This window comes from Coprobacter fastidiosus (assembly GCF_030296935.1).
GTDB classification, from domain to species: domain Bacteria; phylum Bacteroidota; class Bacteroidia; order Bacteroidales; family Coprobacteraceae; genus Coprobacter; species Coprobacter fastidiosus.
The window spans coordinates 2,664,839-2,679,703 of record NZ_AP028032.1; the positions used below are offsets into that span (position 1 = coordinate 2,664,839).

A 14,865-nucleotide genomic window follows, 5' to 3' on the forward strand; every position below is an offset into this window, starting at 1 on the left:
GCATTTTTTGTAAGTAAAGTAGCTTATAATTAAATATTTATTTTGTTACAAGATGCAGAAATTCGTTATCTGAAAATTTTTTATGGTAAGAAAAACACTAATTTAAAGTTTATATTTGAAAATAATCCTATATAAGCTTGCTGACAAAAAAAACGCATAATTTTTTTCTTTGAAAATAATGTACTACATTTGACCCACAAAAGTTGCTTTAATAGCGGTATTCTTTGGAAAATTTGGAAAAATGCCATGTAAAACAATATCCTGCCTGAGGTTCCGTTGTTTTATAAAATAGGTGTTGTTTCGAGGCTGCCGATATTGCAAATATGAAAAAACGGTTTTTTATTGCGGAATTTGAAGAACACGGAAGATTAAAAGCTCTTTAAATAGCGTTATAGGAACTCAAAATAATAAAGAAAATAAATTATCAAACTATTTTAATTTAACAGTCAACCACTTAGAATTTTTTTATTATGGAAACTAAAAAAACTGAAACTAAAGCTAAAGCTAAAAAGAAAACATTTCGTGGCATTGAGTCTGCATTTCTTGTGATTGTAGCATGCTTTATTATTGCTTTGTGTATTTTCCATTTCATCTTGGGAAATCCTGCAAACTTTATGGATAATGATCCTACAGGACACCCTCTGCCTGGAAATATGTTGGGTACTATCTATAAAGGAGGTGTAATCGTACCTGTCCTTCAAACTTTGTTACTTACCGTATTGGTATTAAGTGTTGAACGTGCATTTGCTCTTATGAAAGCTAAAGGTAAAGGAAGCACGACTAAATTTGTTGAAAACATTAAAGCTGCTTTGGCAGACGGTGATATTCAAAAAGCTCAAGCTATTTGCGACAAACAGCAAGGTTCTGTAGCAAGTGTTGTTACTTCAGTATTGAAAAAATATGCTGAAATGGAAGCTAATGATACTTTGACTAAAGAACAAAAACTTACTTATATCCAAAAAGAAGTTGAAGAAGCTACCGCCCTTGAATTACCGACATTGGAACAAAATCTTTCGGTTGTGGCTACAATGACAACATTGGGTACGTTGACCGGACTTCTCGGAACTGTGTTAGGTATGATCAAGGCGTTCGCCGCTTTGGCAAATGCTGGTGCTCCCGACTCAATCGCTCTGTCAACCGGTATTTCTGAAGCACTTGTAAATACTGCTTTCGGTATCGGTACTGGTGCGTTAGCCGTTATTTCATATAACTTCTTTACCAGCAAAATCGATAAAATTACCTATGCTATTGATGAAGTAGGTTTCTCTATCGTACAAACTTATGCAGCAACTCACAAATAATTAAAGACCTGTTGAGATTATGCCAAAAATAAAAGTAAAAAGGAAAAGCACGTTCATCGACATGACGGCGATGAGTGACGTGACTGTACTTTTGCTTACGTTTTTTATGTTGACTTCTACTTTCGTACAGAAAGAACCTGTGCAAGTAGCGACTCCGGCATCTGTTTCGGAAATTAAGATCCCCGAAACAAATATATTGCAGATTCTGGTAGATCCGAAAGGTAAAATCTTTATGAGTCTGGATAATCAGGATAATCGGGTCGATGTATTGCAAAATGTAGGCAGAGAATACGGTATTGAGTTTACTCCTGAAGAGATCAATAAATTTAAACTGATGAATTCTTTCGGAGTTCCTCTTGCCCAGATGAAGTCTTTTTTAGCTCTTCCGACGGACAGGCAGGACGCTATCTTGAAAGATTACGGGATTCCTATCGATACGACGGCCAATCCTTCTAACGAGTTTAAAGCTTGGGTTAAAACGGCAAGGAATGTAAACGGAGATTTGAGAATTGCAATTAAGGCGGACAGAACGACTCCTTATTCCAGAATAAAAGAGATTATGTCATCTTTACAGGATATTAGGGAGAATCGTTATAATCTGATTACTACGCTTAAGAGTATTCCCGCAGATAATTAATAACAGTCATAAAGGAAAAATATTATGGCAGAAGTACAACAAAAAGATAACGGGGGAGGCAAAGGTAAGCAGAAGAAGATGACGATTCGCGTGGACTTCACTCCTATGGTGGACATGAATATGCTTTTGATCACATTTTTCATGCTTTGTACATCATTGAGTAAGCCGCAGACGATGGAAATCAGTATGCCTTCCAATGATAAGTCTATTACAGAAGAAGACCAGACGAAAGTTAAAGCATCTCGTGCTATTACGTTGATTTTGGGAGGAGATGACCGAGTATTTTATTATACCGGTGAGCCTAATTATGAGGATTACACCTCATTGAAAGAAACTACGTATGAAGCCGATGGTCTGAGAGCTATGTTGATGGGACGTAATGCAGATATCGTTGCCAAAATAAAAGCTTTGAAAGCTGAAAAGTTGGAAAAGAAATTTTCAGATGAAGAGTATAATGAAAGGGCGATGAAGATCAAGGATGTAAATACTGCTCCCGTAGTAATGATAAAGGCAACAGATGATGCGACTTATGAGAATCTTGTAGATGCTCTTGATGAGATGCAGATTTGCAGCATCAGTAAGTATGCGATTGTTGATATAACCGAAGGTGATGAGTTTTTGTTGGATAACCTTGAACAGAAAGGAAAACTGACGGAAAATATCGATCGGGATCAAATTAAGAAAACTAATTAGTACTCATTTAAAAAAGAAGAAAAATGGCAAAAATAGATTTAACTTCGAAAGAATGGTGCGATTTGGTTTTTGAAGGACGTAATAAGAGCTATGGAGCATACGATTTGCGTATGACTTCTTCGAAACGACATAATGTTGCAATGCTTATTATATTGATTGTAGCAGTTGTAGGTTTCTCGCTCCCTTCTTTGATTCGTATTATGACTCCTGAAAAAGTAGAAGATTTTACAGTTACAGAAGTAACACAGTTGTCAGATCTTCCTAAGGCAGAAGTCAAGAAAAACGAAGAATTGAAGCCGATGGCTCCGACGACTCCTCCTCCTCCTTTGAAGAGCTCTATCAAATTTACGGCTCCGGTCATAAAAGATGATAGTGAGGTTTCCGATGAAGAAGATATCAAATCGCAGGATGAATTGGCTGCTAACAGTAAGATCGCTATTTCTATCGCCGATGTAAAAGGTAATGATGAGATCAACGGACAGGATATTGCGGATTTCAAGGAATTCGTTCAGCCTGAAGCTCCGGTAGAAGAAGAAAAACCGTATCAGGCTGTAGAACAGATGCCTCAGTTCCCTGGTGGTGAAGCAGCATTGCTGAAGTTTATCAATGAAAAGATCAAATATCCTATTCCTGCACAGGAAGCGGGTATTCAGGGACGTGTGGTAGTACGTTTCGTAGTTTCTAAAACCGGTGAAATCAAGGATGTAACGGTTTTGAGAAGCGTCGAATCCTCTTTGGATAAAGAAGCAGTACGAGTTATCCAAATGATGCCTAAATGGATTCCGGGGAAACAGAACGGTAATAATGTTGCTGTTTATTTTACAGTTCCTGTAGTGTTTAAACTTATGCAGTAAGATTGTTGTTATTATATTAACAATATCACCTAAAATACTCCGCACCTCTATGTCTCCAGATGTAGGGCTGCGGGTATTTTAGATTAAATACCTATAGTTATGGAAACAGAAAATGATCTTCAAAAGCCGCAGAAACCCACAAAAAAAATTAATATGGGTTATATTTTCGGGATATTTATGATCTTGATTTACTTTGGGATGGCTTATCTTTTAATCTTCACACCTCTTTTTGAAAACACTTTTTCAGAAATATTTCGGTATAGTATAGGAATTGTTTTCGCAATATATGGTATCTTTAGGGCCTATAGACAAATTAGAAACCAGAGGTATAGTTAGGAGATTTTATAATGAAAATAAAAAGATCGTTTTGTTTTTCAGTTTGTGCGGTATTTATCCTTGCTGGGATTTTTGCAGCATGTAACTCCTCTAAGAAAAAAGGGATTACCGAAACCCCTACGTCAGGACTTATTAAAATAAGTGCGGACCAAACCTTTGAGCCGATTATGGAGCAGGAGATAGATGTTTTTGAAGGACTATATCCTAAAGCTAATATAATACCGGTTTATGCCGACGAGGTGGATGTTATAACCTCTCTCTTGCAAGATAGTGTGAGATTGGCAGTTACGACTCGGAGGCTTTCTCCGAAAGAAGTAGAGACTTTGAATGCTCGGAAACTTTATCCGAAAGAAGTAAAAATCGCTACGGACGGAGTTGCCCTTATCGTAAATAAAGCAAATCCTGATACATTGATTACTATGGATCAGCTTCGGCGGATTCTTACGGGAGAAGTTACGGAATGGAATCAGGTTTATCCTGAATCTAAATTAGGTAAATTGCAACTTGTATTCGATAATCCGAATTCGAGTACGGTGCGTTTTGCAATAGATTCTATTTGTGCGGGAAAACCTTTGTCGAAGAATCTGAATGCTCAGGATAATAATGAAAATGTAATCGATTATGTTTCGGAAGTGCCTAATGCTATTGGTGTAATCGGAGCTAGTTGGATCGGAAATAAAAATGATTCGACGCGTCTCTCTTTCTCAGATAAAATTACGGTGATGGGTATTAGTCGGGATGATGTGGCTTATCCATCGAACAGTTATCAGCCTTATCAGGCTTATTTGGCAATGGGATTATATCCATTGACCAGAGATGTTTATATAATAACTACCGATCCCAAAAGCGGTTTGCCAAGTGGGTTTACTACATTTGTCGGATCGGATAAAGGTCAGCGGATTATTTTGAAGACCGGGATTGTTCCGGCGACACAAGCAATCCGTATCGTAAACGTGAGAGAAAATTTATAATAATAATATATAATAGAAAACTATAGAAATTATGCGAACTAAGTCAATGTTACTTGCTTCTTTCCTTTTTGTTGGAGGGGTGGTGAGTTCTGCTTTTGCAGAATCGTATACGGATGGTATCGAATATTTTAAATCAGGACAACCTGACAGGGCGAAGATAATTTTGGATAAAACTTTGAATGACCCGTCTACTAAAAAGGCCGAAGCATATTTTTATTTAGGAGAAATTTATTCGGGAATGAATAAATTGGATTCTGCCGGAATGTATTATGACATGGGCTTGCAGGCAGATCCTCTTTATCCTTATAATTCGATCGGTAAGGGCAAATTGATGTTGAAAAATAATAAAAAAGAGGCTGAAGCTCTTTTCAAAGCTGTAATCAAATCGGATAAAAAAAATCCGGAGATTTATCTGGCCATTTCAAAAGCAGATCATGAGAATGTAATGCCTGAATATCAGAAATATTTGGATAAAGCCTTGGATGCAGATAAAGAGTATGCACCTATTTATGTATTCGAAGGTGATATTTTGGTTAAAGATAAGAAATATGGCGAAGCGTGCGGTTTTTATGAAATGGCACAAAACTTCGATGAAAACTGTCTGGAAGCTTATGTGAAATATTCGAATATTTATTTCCCTATTAATGCGAGTCTTGCTATCGCCAAGTTGGAAGATCTGTTGAAATTGAAACCTAATTCTGCTATTGCACAACGCGAATTGGCCGAAGCATATTTTAAGGATAGCAAATATAATCAAGCAGTAGAAGCTTATGCACGTTATATGGCTAATCCCAATCATTTCGAAAGCGATCAGTCTCGTTATGCAGCACTGCTTTTCTTTGATAAGAAGTATCAAGAATCTCTGGATCTTGTAGATAAAATGATTGTAAAAAATCCAAATGATTTTATTTTGAAACGTTTGGCGATGTATGACAATTATGAGCTGAAAAATTATGATAAAGCTCTCACTGCAGCAGAGACATTTATGAATACTCCGGGAAATCCCCAATTCAATACGCAAGATTATATTATTTATGCAAATATATTGATTGAAAACAAATTGGCGGATAAAGCTATTCCGGTATTGGAAAAAGCGATTTCTCTCGATCAGGAAAAAATCGAACTTTATAAAGAACTGAGCGAGGCATATCGTGCTGCCGGAGATATGTTGAAAAGTGCTGATGCATATAATGAATATATGAAACGGAATCAGGATGTCAGCCTGACAGATTACTTCTTCTTGGGTACGATTTATTATCGTGCCGCTTCTGCCGAAGCACCGGCTGCCGAAGCGACTCCAGAGGAAAAGGCTGCAAAACTTGCTATTCAAAAGCCGATATATCAAAAAGCCGACAGTTTATTTGCTATTGTAGCAGAGAGAGCACCGGAAGATTATCGTGGACATTTATGGAGAGCCCGTGCGAATTCCGGTCTTGATCCTGAAACGACAGAAGGATTGGCAAAGCCATATTACGAAGCTCTATTGACTGTTCTTGAAAAGGCTCAGAATCCGAATAAGGCGGCGTTACTAGAGGCTTATAAATATATCGGTTTCTATAATTATCAAAAAGAGTATGCTGCAGGAAAGAATGTTTATCCTGAGACCCGCAAATGGTGGAGTAAGATGTTGACTATCGATCCTAATAATGAGATCAAAGCTCTTTTGGATCAACTGCCTCAATAAAAATCATTTTCTTTCGGAATCGTTCCGATAATTAAATATTAAGAACTCCCGGTAGATATTGTCTGTCGGGAGTTTTTAAATATTTATACTTGTTATGGGTAAGATGATTTCTCCGAAACCGATCATTGCATTAAATAGAGAAATATGTTTGTATTTGCTAATATCATCGGTAGAAATACGAGCTTCATGTATTGTGCTTTGTTTTAGCAGGCATTCCCTTTGTATCCCTTTCAGTAGAGGGCTTTCCGGAGTTTCCCATCTGTTCCCATCCGAAAAAGCCACGTTGCAGATAGAGGTGTCGGTAATCAGATCGTTTTTGACGATTAGAATATCATCATATTTTTGTCTGGATGCAAATAATCGGTTTATTGTTTCCCTATTCGTTGTTTTCCATGAATATTCGATAGTATTATCTTTTACCAGTCTCAAAGACGATACAGGACGTACTTGATAAGGGATATATTCTATGGATACTATTTCTTTGTTATAGATAATGCGGCATTTAGTTAATTCTTTATAAGGGGAAGGGTCGATTATATTATCGATATTTATTTCATCTATCTTTCCGAAAAAGTGTAGTCGAGTAGAATTTAATCTTTGATTGTGTAGATCGATATTGAACGCTTTACCGTCAATAATTCGTATGGTTTCAATGAATAGGGACATATACTTTTTGTTTCATTTCATTATATTCTTTAATCACATCGCTTTGTGCGGTTATGCCTCCTCCGCTTTTAAAAATCTTTTTATTTCCTTGTTGTTCTATAAATCTTATCATAACGGCGCTTTCTAATGTCGATTTATTGCAATATCCCATGATCCCGGTGTAAAATCCTCGATTATAAGTTTCGGCAGACCGTATAATTTTCATGGTAGCCTTTTTAGGTGCACCTGTAATTGAGCCGGCAGGGAGAAGATTGTAGAGAATATCTCCGACTTTTTCAGGGAAGACGAGCTTAAGCTTTCCTCGTATTTCGGAACTGACTTGTAGAAGTTCTCCTTTATTGGTTATAATTTTGTCTATATACCGATATCGGGGTACGTGTACATTATTGGCTATTTTGCTCAAATCATTTCGTATGAGATCTACGATCGTTGCATGTTCTGCACTTTCTTTAGGATCATTTAATATTTGCATTTCGGCATCCGGAACTCTGGAATCTATCGTTCCTTTCATTGGAAAAGAAGATATTTCATCATTGCAAATTTGAATAAAGATTTCCGGAGAAAATACGGTTAGCTGATTTTTTATCCAAAGGCGATAAGGGGCTTGGCTATGTTCGAAAATTTCTTTTAATGAAAGATTCGTTTCTACCGAAGTTGCACAAGTCAGGTTCGTTAAATACGAATTACCTCGTAATATATTTTCTTCTATTATAGAAAACGAGTGCCGATATTCACTGAAAGGGATAAATTGAGGTTTCCATGTTATCGGTAAAGAGATATTTTTGTGACCTTTCGGACAGTTCGTTACTCCGTTAAAGTCATATAGAATTAAGTCGGGATCAATATCGGATAGTTCGAGAATGTAGGCTTCGTCTCCTTGATAATTGATGATAAATATAAATTCTTTTCTGTATTTTCCGAGATTATTTAACTCTTTAATAATATCGGTTTGTGAGAATAAGTGCATAAGTTGGTAGATTTGTTTTGCAAAAATAAGGGCTGTACTCTGATTTTTATGAAAAATATATTTGAATTTTAAGGCCAGTCTAAATTTTTCAATGAAAAATACTATCAAGTTATCTATTGTTTTTCGGCCTATTTTCCCTACTTCGCAGTCATGTTGCTGCGTTTCTTAGCAGAAAAAATATTCTCGAAACAGTTCTCAAAAAATATGTCCATATAAAATTTAGACAGGTTCTTAGATGTATGATTTGTGTTGATTCTTGAGAATAATTTTTATATTTGTCTCAAACTACTATTCCCCATGAAACTCTTAGTCTTTATTTTATCATTGGCTATTATAAATATTCCGGTTTGCTTATCTCAGGGGAAAAAGGTATTGCAAATCAGTTCTTATACTGTTGACGACGGATTATCTCATCGAGTGATATCTAATATAATACAGGACTCTAAAGGATATATCTGGATGGCGACATGGAATGGGTTGTGCCGCTATGACGCTTCTCGTTTTGAAACATGGAATATGTTACCGAACGGTTCGACGATAGGAAGATTACTTCGAATAGCAGAAACAGAAGACGGGCATATTTATTGTCATAATTATAATGATAGCGTTTATATTTTTGATCCAGTTACTTGTAGATTTATGCAGTGTACAGGAGCTGAGCAATTAATTTCTTATCCGCCTAATCCTTATTTATTGCAAGTCGAGCAAGGCGGATTGCTTATTATCCACCGTGATTCTGGAGAGCGATATTTTCTTCCTGTGAAGAGTAATAAACGGTTGAAGAATACTTTGCATGCCTCATTTTTTGATAGACAGGGTAATTTTTGGGTCAATTTTGATGATGTTTTATATAAATTATCGTTTTTACCGGAATCTTATACTTACCGGACACATATAAAGACAGAGAATTCTTTACTTTTTGGAGATGAGATCAGAGCGATTGCATGTAGTGCAAAATCCGGACGATTGTGGATCGGTGCTAAAAGCGGAGATATTTATGTTTATAGTAAGGAGGGAGATTTTGAGGGGTATCTTTCGAAAAATGGGTCTGTAACGCAAGTTCCTGTCCATTTCGGTGCTAATGCGTATGTGATAAAAGAGGATAGATCGGGAAGAATATGGATCGGGACAAAAGGAGATGGCCTTTATAGCCTTGTCCCTGAGGAAGATAAAAAATATACTGTCAGTCATTATACGCAAAAGTCTCATGGGTTGGCTGATGATCGGATATATTCCTTGTTTTTTGATGATTCGGACAGATTGTGGATCGGGACGTTTGGTAATGGATTTTCTATTGTCTCTGTGAGGGGGAATAGTGTGAATTTATTAAAGAACGGACTTCCCGGACAGCGTATCAGGTGTATAGGGCCTTTTGAGGCGGGTCTTATTTGTGCCTCAACTAATGGATTGTATCTTGTTGACAGCTCAGGAAGGGTGTTGCAAAAAATCGGGAACTCCGATTTTACATTTGTTCATAAGGCCAATAGAGGGGATATATATGTTTCTACGATTGGGGCGGGTATTTTCAGATTGTGTTCAGAATCCGGACATTGGCAGCTTATTCCTGTTAGATTAGGAAATGTTTCTTATGATGTCGTATTATCCATTGCAGAAGAACTTTCGGGAAATATTTGGTTTGTGTCTGATAATAGTCTGGTGCGGTTGTTTACAGATGGAAACATACAAACTTTCAATCAAGATTTTTTCGGGAAAAATATCACTTTCTCAGAAGGTATTCCCATGCTGAAGGATAATAAGCTTTTCTTAGGTACGGCGGACGGTTTTATAGAAATGAGTTTAGAATCTTCGGAAAAATTTCTTCCTCCTTTATATTGGAGATATATTCAGGTCGAGGACTCTTTGATTGTCCCGACAGATAGTTTGTTGACCGTTCGTTTGGGAGAACATGTCCGGATAAGTCCTGTGGCTCTGGATTATCGGCCGGGAACTATACGTTATAGTTATCGTTTGGATGCTGATACCGTTTGGCGAGATCTTGATTATGGTAAAGTTATAGAGTTGGATAATTTGTCAGAAGGCAGCCATGTGTTGACGGTCCGTTCTACGGATAGTTACGGTATGTGGATGAATAATGATCGTGCGTTTATAATTGACGTACGCTCTTCCTTTTATAAAGGAGTAGTATGGTTTATTGTGATAGGCTTATTGGTCGTTGTTTCGATTTTCTTGTTTTATAATCGTCTACCTTTTGTTTCGAGGAATTCATTGCCAGATATATCTCCTTCATTGCCAAAAGTGGACTTTTCTCCTGACGAGCAATTTTTGGAAGCGGCAAAATTGTTTGTAGAGTCGAATATGGATAAGCCGGAATTGTCTGTTGATGATTTTGCTGCTTATATGGGGATGAGTCGTACGATTTTGTATAACCGTATGAAAGATTTGCTTGATAAGACTCCGGCGAATTTCATAAAAGAGATGAGAATTAAACGAGCGGTACAATTGTTGAAATTAAATATATATACTGTTTCGGAAATAGCTGATATGACCGGTTTTAATGATGCAAAATATTTCAGTAAGGTTTTTAAGAGAGAGATTGGTGTTTCTCCGATGTCTTATGTTGATGAACAAGTGCGAACTAAGAATTGATTTTCTAATGAGATTATCTGATGCGTGAAGTTTTTCGAAGTTGTAAAAAAATAGCGATGATAAGATTTTATCACCGCTATTTCTTTATTTACTATTTTTGCTTAACAGCAACAACCACCTTTTCCTGCGCTACCCAAAACATCTTCGATTTTGTGTTTATACAGTTTCTTCATGTTGTCGCGAGCCGGACCTAAATATTTACGAGGGTCAAATTCTGCCGGTTTTGTAGCAAATACTTCACGAACAGCAGCAGTCATAGCCAAACGGCTGTCAGAGTCGATGTTGATTTTGCAAACTGCCGATTTAGCTGCTTTACGCAATTGTTCTTCGGGAATTCCGATTGCATCTTTCAAAGCACCTCCATATTTATTGATTGTAGCGACTTCTTCTTGAGGTACAGATGATGCACCGTGAAGAACGATGGGGAATCCCGGAAGTTCTTTTTCTACACCTTCCAATACGTCGAAGCGCAAGGGGGGAGGAACGAGGATTCCGTCAGCATTACGGGTACATTGTTCCGGTTTGAATTTGTTAGCACCATGAGATGTTCCGATAGAAATAGCCAAACTGTCGCATCCGGTTTTGGTAACGAAATCTACTACTTCTTCGGGTTTGGTGTAGGTATGATGTTCTGCAGAAACTTCATCTTCGACACCGGCCAATACACCGAGTTCTCCTTCTACGGTTACATCGAACTGATGAGCATATTCTACTACTTTCTTAGTAAGTGCTACATTTTCGTCGTAAGGAAGGTGAGATCCGTCGATCATTACAGACGAGAATCCCATGTCGATACAGGATTTGCATAATTCAAAAGAATCTCCATGATCAAGATGAAGAACAATCTGAGGATTTTTGCAACCTAATTCTTTGGCGTATTCAACTGCGCCTTCGGCCATATAGCGAAGCAACGTCTGATTGGCATATTGACGAGCTCCTTTTGAAACTTGAAGAATAACCGGAGAGTTGGTTTCTACTGCAGCTTGGATAATAGCTTGCAACTGTTCCATATTATTGAAGTTGAAAGCCGGAATCGCATAGCCACCTTTAATAGCCTTAGCAAACATCTCTCTGGTGTTTACGAGGCCTAAATCTTTGTAACTAACCATTTTTTTAATGTATTTGCGTTAATAAATAAAAACTACACAAAGGTACTAAAATTCTTACAAACCGAAACATCCGAAACTTAAAAAAATATGTGAAAGCACTCTGGCCTGCAATATCATGATAGAGCCCGATAAATTTAGGTTTCTTCTTTTCCCTTTCATTTTTTATAAGTATTTTTGCCCACTTAATAATTATAAAAACCGTTTAGAGTGTCTAATGGTTTAATTTTCTGTAATTAAGTTCGTTATTAATTTATAAAACATTTCAGATTAAAAGAGAATGAGAAGATGGCGTATTGAGGATTCGGCCGAGCTGTATAATATTAACGGATGGGGGCTGAAATATTTTTCTATTAATGACAAGGGTCATGTGGCGGTAACACCTCGTGAGGGGAATGCTTCGGTCGATCTGAAGGAGTTAATGGATGAGTTGCAGGTAAGAGATGTTACATCACCTGTTCTGGTACGTTTCCCGGATATTCTGGATAACCGGATCGAGAAAATCTCAAAATGTTTTGAGCAGGCTGCGGAGGAGTATGGCTACACGGCACAGAATTTTATCATTTATCCGATAAAAGTAAATCAGATGCGTCCGGTAGTGGAGGAGATCGTTAGCCACGGTAAAAAATTCAATATCGGACTTGAGGCGGGGTCTAAGCCTGAATTGCATGCTGTTTTGGCTATTAATATCGATGAAAATTCCCTGATAATCTGTAACGGTTATAAGGATGAGAATTATATCGAGTTGGCTTTGTTGGCGCAAAAAATGGGTCGTCGTATTTTTCTGGTGGTGGAAAAATTGAATGAGCTGAAATTAATCGCTTCTATTTCTAAACGGTTGAAGATACGTCCGAATATCGGTATTCGTATAAAACTTGCGAGTTCGGGCAGCGGCAAATGGGAAGAGTCGGGAGGTGATGTCAGTAAATTCGGACTTAATTCCAGCGAATTGCTTGAAGCATTGGATATTCTGGAAAAGAATAAAATGCAAGATTGTTTGCATCTGATACATTTTCATATAGGTAGTCAGGTTACCAAAATCCGTCGTATAAAAAATGCTCTACGCGAGGCTTCTCAATTCTATGTACAGCTTCATAATATGGGCTTCAATATCGATTTTGTCGATATCGGAGGCGGATTGGGAGTCGATTATGACGGGACTCGCTCTTCTTCGAGCGAGAGCAGTATGAACTATTCGATACAGGAATATGTGAATGACTCTATTTCTGCATTAGTGGATGCTTGTGTGAAGAACGATATTCCTCAGCCTAATATTATTACGGAGTCGGGACGTTCCCTGACCGCCCATCATTCTGTCCTTATATTTGAAGTTCTTGAAACGACGACTTTACCTTCGTGGTCAGAAGATGAGTCTGTTTCGGAAAAAGATCATGAATTGGTTCAGGAGTTGTATAAATTGTGGGATACAATGAATCAACCCCGCCTTATCGAAACTTGGCATGATGCCCTGCAGATACGGGAGGAAGCTCTCGACTTGTTCGGACTCGGAATGCTCGATTTACGTACCCGTGCCCAAGTGGAGCGTCTTTTTTGGTCGATAGCGCGCGAAGTATATGAAATGGCTAATGAGATAAAGCATTCTCCTGAAGAATTGAAGAAGATTGCCAAAATGTTGCCGGATAAGTATTTCTGTAACTTCTCATTATTCCAGTCTTTACCTGATTCTTGGGCGATAGACCAGATATTTCCGATAATGCCGATAAGCCGGTTGGATGAGAAACCTGAACGTACCGCAACCATACAGGATATAACTTGCGACTCGGATGGTAAAATCGATAACTTTATTTCTACCCGGAATTTTAATTATCACCTTCCGGTACATAGCCTTACTAAAGATCCCTACTATATAGGAGTATTTCTTGTCGGGGCTTATCAGGAAATTCTGGGAGACCTGCACAATCTGTTCGGAGATACGAATGCCGTGCATGTAAGTGTATATAAAGATCATTATGAAATCGACCAGGTAATTGACGGAGAGACGGTTGCAGAAGTATTGGATTATGTACAGTTTAATCCGAAAAAGATGGTTCGGAGTGTAGAGACTTGGGTAACGACTTCTATGAAATCCGGTATTATAACACCGGAGGAGGGACGTGAGTTTTTATCGAATTACAGATCGGGATTATACGGCTATACCTATCTTGAGAAAGATTGATAAAAAACGGTACAGATCAAAGGAGAGGTTACAGTGCAACGTTATTTTTTGTATTTGGCTTATAACGGTACTCGATATCACGGTTGGCAGGTACAACCTAATGGTGTGACAGTACAGGAGCGTATAGAGGAAGCTTTGACTTTATTATTACGGAGAGAGACGACGATTGTCGGGGCGGGAAGAACGGATGCCGGAGTACATGCCCGTTTGATGGTCGCACATTTTGATACGGAAGATGTGCTTCAGGATCTTCAAGGGTTAGTAGAGAAGTTGAACCGGGTATTGCCTTCTGATATTTCTGTCTATAAAATCGTTCCGGTACGGGCGGATGCTCATAGTCGGTTCGATGCCTTGTCCCGCACTTACCGTTATTATCTGATCGACCGTAAAGATCCGTTTTTCGGGATGTATGCTTGGCGTTATCATGGAAATCTCGACTTCGAAAAGATGAATGAGGCAGCCTCTTGTTTGTTCCGTTATACCGATTTTACAAGTTTCAGTAAGTTGCATACCGATGTGAAGACCAATAATTGCCGTATTATGAAGGCTTGTTGGAAAAAAGAAAACGATTTGTGGGTGTTTGAAATTAAGGCAGACCGTTTTTTACGAAATATGGTGAGAGCGATTGTCGGCACTCTTTATGATGTGGGAAGAGGGCGACTTTCGGTCGGGGATTTTTGTCGGGTTATAGAAGATAAGAATCGTTGCAAAGCCGGAACTTCAGCTCCCGGGAATGCTCTCTTTCTTGTGAATATAGAATATCCTGAAGAAATATTCGATGTGCAATTTTAGCGCCTGTTTAAGTCTTGTTCGGGTCAGGTTTGTGATTTTCTTTCGAGAATGTTTTTTGAGAAAATTTGTGATCGC

12 protein-coding genes are annotated in these 14,865 nt (G+C 38.0%); 9 read left to right on the forward strand and 3 right to left on the reverse strand.

Features of this window, described 5'->3' with window-relative positions; all coding sequences use genetic code 11:
- Positions 1-470 precede the first annotated feature (470 nt).
- The 6 genes from QUE35_RS10550 to QUE35_RS10575 all read left to right on the forward strand — a co-directional run bounded on the left by QUE35_RS10550 (position 471) and on the right by QUE35_RS10575 (position 6,476).
- Positions 471-1,301: a MotA/TolQ/ExbB proton channel family protein gene (locus QUE35_RS10550; RefSeq protein WP_022390510.1), complete on the forward strand. Its 831-nt coding sequence runs from the start codon at positions 471-473 to the stop codon at positions 1,299-1,301.
- Positions 1,302-1,320: 19 nt separating this feature from the next.
- Entirely contained in the window at positions 1,321-1,938 is a 618-nt protein-coding gene (locus QUE35_RS10555) for an ExbD/TolR family protein (RefSeq protein ID WP_009319147.1), read from the forward strand.
- A gap of 24 nt (positions 1,939-1,962) precedes the next feature.
- Positions 1,963-2,631, forward strand: coding sequence for an ExbD/TolR family protein (locus QUE35_RS10560; protein ID WP_022390511.1), 669 nt, complete (start codon positions 1,963-1,965; stop codon positions 2,629-2,631).
- Positions 2,632-2,654: 23 nt separating this feature from the next.
- Complete coding sequence (locus QUE35_RS10565) at positions 2,655-3,485, forward strand: energy transducer TonB (protein ID WP_009319145.1); 831 nt, start codon at positions 2,655-2,657, stop codon at positions 3,483-3,485.
- 347 nt (positions 3,486-3,832) lie between these two features.
- A complete protein-coding gene (locus QUE35_RS10570) occupies positions 3,833-4,792 on the forward strand; it encodes a PstS family phosphate ABC transporter substrate-binding protein (RefSeq protein WP_022600682.1) in 960 nt (319 codons plus the stop codon).
- Between the two features lie 31 nt (positions 4,793-4,823).
- Positions 4,824-6,476 carry a tetratricopeptide repeat protein gene (locus QUE35_RS10575; RefSeq protein ID WP_286260790.1) on the forward strand — a complete coding sequence of 551 codons (1,653 nt, stop codon included), beginning with the start codon at positions 4,824-4,826 and terminating at the stop codon, positions 6,474-6,476.
- Positions 6,477-6,551: 75 nt separating this feature from the next.
- On the opposite strand, the gene QUE35_RS10580 is transcribed toward QUE35_RS10575, so the two are convergent.
- Both QUE35_RS10580 and QUE35_RS10585 read right to left on the reverse strand, forming a co-directional pair.
- Entirely contained in the window at positions 6,552-7,142 is a 591-nt protein-coding gene (locus QUE35_RS10580) for an aminotransferase class IV (protein ID WP_009319141.1), read from the reverse strand.
- Positions 7,126-8,109 (reverse strand): aminodeoxychorismate synthase component I, encoded by a 984-nt coding sequence (locus QUE35_RS10585; protein ID WP_022389804.1) that lies wholly within the window; start codon positions 8,107-8,109, stop codon positions 7,126-7,128. Before QUE35_RS10585 ends, QUE35_RS10580 begins: the two co-directional genes overlap by 17 nt.
- Positions 8,110-8,406: 297 nt before the next feature.
- Between QUE35_RS10585 and QUE35_RS10590 the strand changes: the two genes are divergently transcribed.
- Entirely contained in the window at positions 8,407-10,716 is a 2,310-nt protein-coding gene (locus QUE35_RS10590) for a two-component regulator propeller domain-containing protein (RefSeq protein ID WP_022600683.1), read from the forward strand.
- A 101-nt stretch (positions 10,717-10,817) separates the two neighbouring features.
- On the opposite strand, the gene QUE35_RS10595 is transcribed toward QUE35_RS10590, so the two are convergent.
- Complete coding sequence (locus QUE35_RS10595; protein ID WP_022600684.1) at positions 10,818-11,825, reverse strand: class II fructose-bisphosphate aldolase; 1,008 nt, start codon at positions 11,823-11,825, stop codon at positions 10,818-10,820.
- A 277-nt stretch (positions 11,826-12,102) separates the two neighbouring features.
- Here QUE35_RS10595 and speA point away from each other — a divergent pair, with 277 nt between their 5' ends.
- Both speA and truA read left to right on the forward strand, forming a co-directional pair.
- Positions 12,103-13,998, forward strand: coding sequence for a biosynthetic arginine decarboxylase (gene speA, locus QUE35_RS10600; protein WP_009319137.1), 1,896 nt, complete (start codon positions 12,103-12,105; stop codon positions 13,996-13,998).
- Positions 13,999-14,031: 33 nt separating this feature from the next.
- A complete protein-coding gene (truA, locus tag QUE35_RS10605; RefSeq protein ID WP_031258367.1) occupies positions 14,032-14,790 on the forward strand; it encodes a tRNA pseudouridine(38-40) synthase TruA in 759 nt (252 codons plus the stop codon).
- Positions 14,791-14,865 lie beyond the last annotated feature (75 nt).

Coding starts and splice junctions, on each gene's coding strand:
- QUE35_RS10565 (WP_009319145.1), top strand. CDS start 2,655: ATGGCAAAAATAGATTTAACTTCGAAAGAATGGTGCGATTTGGTTTTT.
- QUE35_RS10570 (WP_022600682.1), top strand. CDS start 3,833: ATGAAAATAAAAAGATCGTTTTGTTTTTCAGTTTGTGCGGTATTTATC.
- QUE35_RS10585 (WP_022389804.1), bottom strand. CDS start 8,109: ATGCACTTATTCTCACAAACCGATATTATTAAAGAGTTAAATAATCTC.
- speA (WP_009319137.1), top strand. CDS start 12,103: ATGAGAAGATGGCGTATTGAGGATTCGGCCGAGCTGTATAATATTAAC.
- QUE35_RS10555 (WP_009319147.1), top strand. CDS start 1,321: ATGCCAAAAATAAAAGTAAAAAGGAAAAGCACGTTCATCGACATGACG.
- QUE35_RS10590 (WP_022600683.1), top strand. CDS start 8,407: ATGAAACTCTTAGTCTTTATTTTATCATTGGCTATTATAAATATTCCG.
- QUE35_RS10595 (WP_022600684.1), bottom strand. CDS start 11,825: ATGGTTAGTTACAAAGATTTAGGCCTCGTAAACACCAGAGAGATGTTT.
- QUE35_RS10575 (WP_286260790.1), top strand. CDS start 4,824: ATGCGAACTAAGTCAATGTTACTTGCTTCTTTCCTTTTTGTTGGAGGG.
- QUE35_RS10550 (WP_022390510.1), top strand. CDS start 471: ATGGAAACTAAAAAAACTGAAACTAAAGCTAAAGCTAAAAAGAAAACA.
- QUE35_RS10580 (WP_009319141.1), bottom strand. CDS start 7,142: ATGTCCCTATTCATTGAAACCATACGAATTATTGACGGTAAAGCGTTC.
- QUE35_RS10560 (WP_022390511.1), top strand. CDS start 1,963: ATGGCAGAAGTACAACAAAAAGATAACGGGGGAGGCAAAGGTAAGCAG.